Origin of the sequence: Ferruginibacter sp., from assembly GCF_031430955.1 — a bacterium.
Taxonomy (GTDB): domain Bacteria; phylum Bacteroidota; class Bacteroidia; order Chitinophagales; family Chitinophagaceae; genus Ferruginibacter.
Window position 1 is genome coordinate 1 of the sequence record NZ_JANPCM010000095.1, and the last position, 2,862, is coordinate 2,862.

At 35.5% G+C, this 2,862-nt stretch carries 4 protein-coding genes and 1 tRNA gene; 1 reads left to right on the top strand and 4 read right to left on the bottom strand.

What is annotated here, in order from left to right; genetic code table 11:
* The 3 genes from era to ACY65O_RS02625 all read right to left on the bottom strand — a co-directional run.
* A partial coding sequence (era, locus tag ACY65O_RS02615; RefSeq protein ID WP_462219296.1) for a GTPase Era occupies positions 1 to 749 on the bottom strand: 749 nt, incomplete at its 3' end.
* 253 nt (positions 750 to 1,002) lie between these two features.
* Entirely contained in the window at positions 1,003 to 1,257 is a 255-nt protein-coding gene (locus ACY65O_RS02620; RefSeq protein WP_462219297.1) for a GIY-YIG nuclease family protein, read from the bottom strand.
* 56 nt (positions 1,258 to 1,313) lie between these two features.
* Positions 1,314 to 1,385: transfer RNA gene (locus tag ACY65O_RS02625), tRNA-Met, on the bottom strand.
* Between the two features lie 64 nt (positions 1,386 to 1,449).
* On the opposite strand from ACY65O_RS02625, the gene ACY65O_RS02630 reads away from it, so the two are divergent.
* The gene (locus ACY65O_RS02630) at positions 1,450 to 2,304 is read left to right on the top strand and encodes an alpha/beta hydrolase (RefSeq protein ID WP_462219298.1); all 855 of its coding nucleotides are present in this window, start codon (positions 1,450 to 1,452) and stop codon (positions 2,302 to 2,304) included.
* An 80-nt stretch (positions 2,305 to 2,384) separates the two neighbouring features.
* Here ACY65O_RS02630 and ACY65O_RS02635 read toward each other — a convergent pair.
* Positions 2,385 to 2,862, bottom strand: a 478-nt coding sequence (locus tag ACY65O_RS02635; protein ID WP_462219299.1) for a head GIN domain-containing protein, incomplete at its 5' end; no start/stop codon positions are given.

Below are 2,862 nucleotides of genomic sequence, written 5' to 3' on the forward strand. Positions count from 1 at the left end.
GTACCTAATTGTTTTATCATCTTTCCTCCTTCTCCTAAAATAATACCTTTTTGTGTTTCTCTTTGCACAATTATTTCGGCCCTTATTTTTATCAGTGTTGTTTTTTCGGTAAACTCCTGTATTAAAACAGTGGTGTGATAAGGGATTTCCTCGCCATATAATTGAAATATTTTTTCTCTTACCAATTCCCCCACAAAAAATTTAGTGGGCATATCGCTCAGGTCATCACCTTCGTAAAACGGCTGTCCTTCGGGCAATAGTTTAATTATTTTTTTTAGTAAGAAATCAATACCACTTTTTTTTAAGGCAGAAAGTATAACCACATCTTTACAATAAGGTTGCTTTCTGTAAAAATCTGTAACGGCATTTTGCTGTTCTTCGGCAGCTTTATCAGCTTTATTCAGCACAACAATTGCCGGCACTTTTAATTTTAATGCAGTAAAAATATTGTTGCTTTCTTCCTGCTCTTCATTAACATCTGCAATTAACAATGCCACATCTGCATCTTCTAAACTACCTTTTACAGCCTGCATCATTTTTTCGTGCAGTTTATATTTTGGTTCTATAATGCCCGGTGTATCAGAAAAAATAATCTGGTATTCTTTTTCTGTTAAGATGGCTTTAATCCGGTGGCGTGTGGTTTGTACTTTGTGCGATACAATAGCCATCTTCTCTCCCATTAATGCATTAAGCAAAGTGCTTTTGCCTGCATTGGGTTTACCAAATATGTTTACAAAACCTGATTTCATGAAATGTGGTTATTAGAATTATATGATTACCACAAACAGCCCGAAAGAATGGAGGAGATAATCATATTCATTTACACTTTATCGAAATGAATAAAAAAATCCCCAAATCTGTAGAAGTGAGGATTTGATTTAGTTACAAAGACTGAGGTAGAACCTGTGCCCGCCGCTGCGGAATTAGCACTTACTTCTGTCTTCAATTTAGTTGCGAAGACTGGGATCGAACCAGTGTCCGCCAGCTGGCGGATATGAGCCATCATACCTTTGCATTATTTATCAGGGATCTAATAAAATTTCGCCCTGTTGCTGTTTTAAGTTGTTTTTCTCTTTTCATTGCTTCAGCTTTTGAACTGCAATGTTCCTGATAAATTATTTCCCAAGGCCTGAACTTAATAGTCCATCCTTTTGTAGCTAATTCGTTATGAGACTTAAATCTTTCTGTTATATCAGATGTAAATCCAATATAGATTTTGTCATGAATTTTACTATAAAGAGCATAAACAACAAACATGTAAAAGAACTTTATCAGTTTAACCAAAAAAGGCTCAATCGAGCCTCTTGATTTAGTTGCGAAGACTGGGATCGAACCAGTGACCTTCGGGTTATGAGCCCGACGAGCTACCGCTGCTCTACTTCGCAGTGCAAAAGTAAGGTTTTGAGGCTTTGTCGCCAAATAATATAAATTTGTTCTTCAATCTTTTTTATGAAAAGAAATATTTATGTTGTTTTATCATTGCTCTTATTGCTATTTTCAGTGGGTTGTAAAAAGAAAATTAAACAGCAGGAAGATCAATTATACAGCCGTCATTTACAAAGGCAGGTCAAACTTTCTATACTAAGCACTCCAATGCCCGGTGATAAAAGTGAATTGAATTTATTACTGCTGAACGATGGACAGGATTTGCAAAAGTTCGGCGTAAAAGAAATTTTAGACAGTTTGTACAAAAAGAAATTGATTAAACCTTTGATTATTGTGGGCATTGTGGCTGATGAAAGAACAAAAGAATTTGGTGTTAGCCAACAGCCCGATTTTATGAAACGTGGCGATAAAGCAGATAGTTATTCTAAATTTATTGATGATGAATTATATGCCTTTGTAAAAAAGAATGCCGGTGTAAGAAAATTTAAATCTGTTGCAATAGCAGGTTGTTCATTGGGCGGCTTAAGTGCTTTTGATATTGCCTGGGATAATGCTGATAAAATTGATAAAGCAGGAGTTTTTTCCGGCTCCTTCTGGTGGAGGGATAAGGATGATAAAGCAGCAGATTACAGCGATGAAAAAAACAGGATCATCATTAATAAAATCCGTTCATCAAAAAAGAAACCGCATTTGCAATATTGGTTTTATGCCGGTGCTAAAGAAGAAAGCGGCGATAGAGATAGAGACGGCATTATTGATGTAATAGACGATACTAAAGATTTGATGGAATTAATTAAAAGTAAAAATGTTTGTTTACCTGAAGAAATTATTTACAAAGAAGATGCAAACGGCATTCATGATTATACATCGTGGCGTAATCACTTACCGGAGTTTTTAATTTGGGCTTTTGGAAAATGAAACTGTTGATTAGTTTATTGGTTTACAGGTTAATTAGTAAATACAGTTTGTACCAATAAACAAATCAACTAATTAACCAATCAACCCTTTTTACTAACGCTGCTTGCACCGCTGGTATGTTTGTCTTTTATAATTGCATTGCCTTTGTAAGAAATGTCACTGGCGCCGCTTGCGCTGGCATTTAATTCTTTATTTACAGTAATATTTACATCAGATGCGCCGGATACTCTTGCGGTACAATAATCTGTAATTAAATCTTCGCCTTTTACATCGCTTGCACCACTCGATTCAATACGAACAGAAGCAGCAACGCCTTTTATGGTTACATCAGATGCACCACTTAAATCAATTTTTAAATCCGTTACCTCTACAGCTCCTTTAAAACCACTGGCACCAGACATGTTTATTAATAATGAAGGCACTTTTATTACACCTGCCACCTGTATATCGCATGCAGCAGAAGCATCTATACTTTCTAAATTTTTAAAGGAAACATACACCCTCAAATTTTTTTTATCCTTATTCCAGTTTCTGCTGCCGAAATAATAAATTTTGAGG

Excerpts from the sequence above, each read along its gene's own strand:
- ACY65O_RS02620 (WP_462219297.1), bottom strand. The coding sequence starts at position 1,257 with ATGTTTGTTGTTTATGCTCTTTATAGTAAAATTCATGACAAAATCTAT.
- ACY65O_RS02630 (WP_462219298.1), top strand. The coding sequence starts at position 1,450 with ATGAAAAGAAATATTTATGTTGTTTTATCATTGCTCTTATTGCTATTT.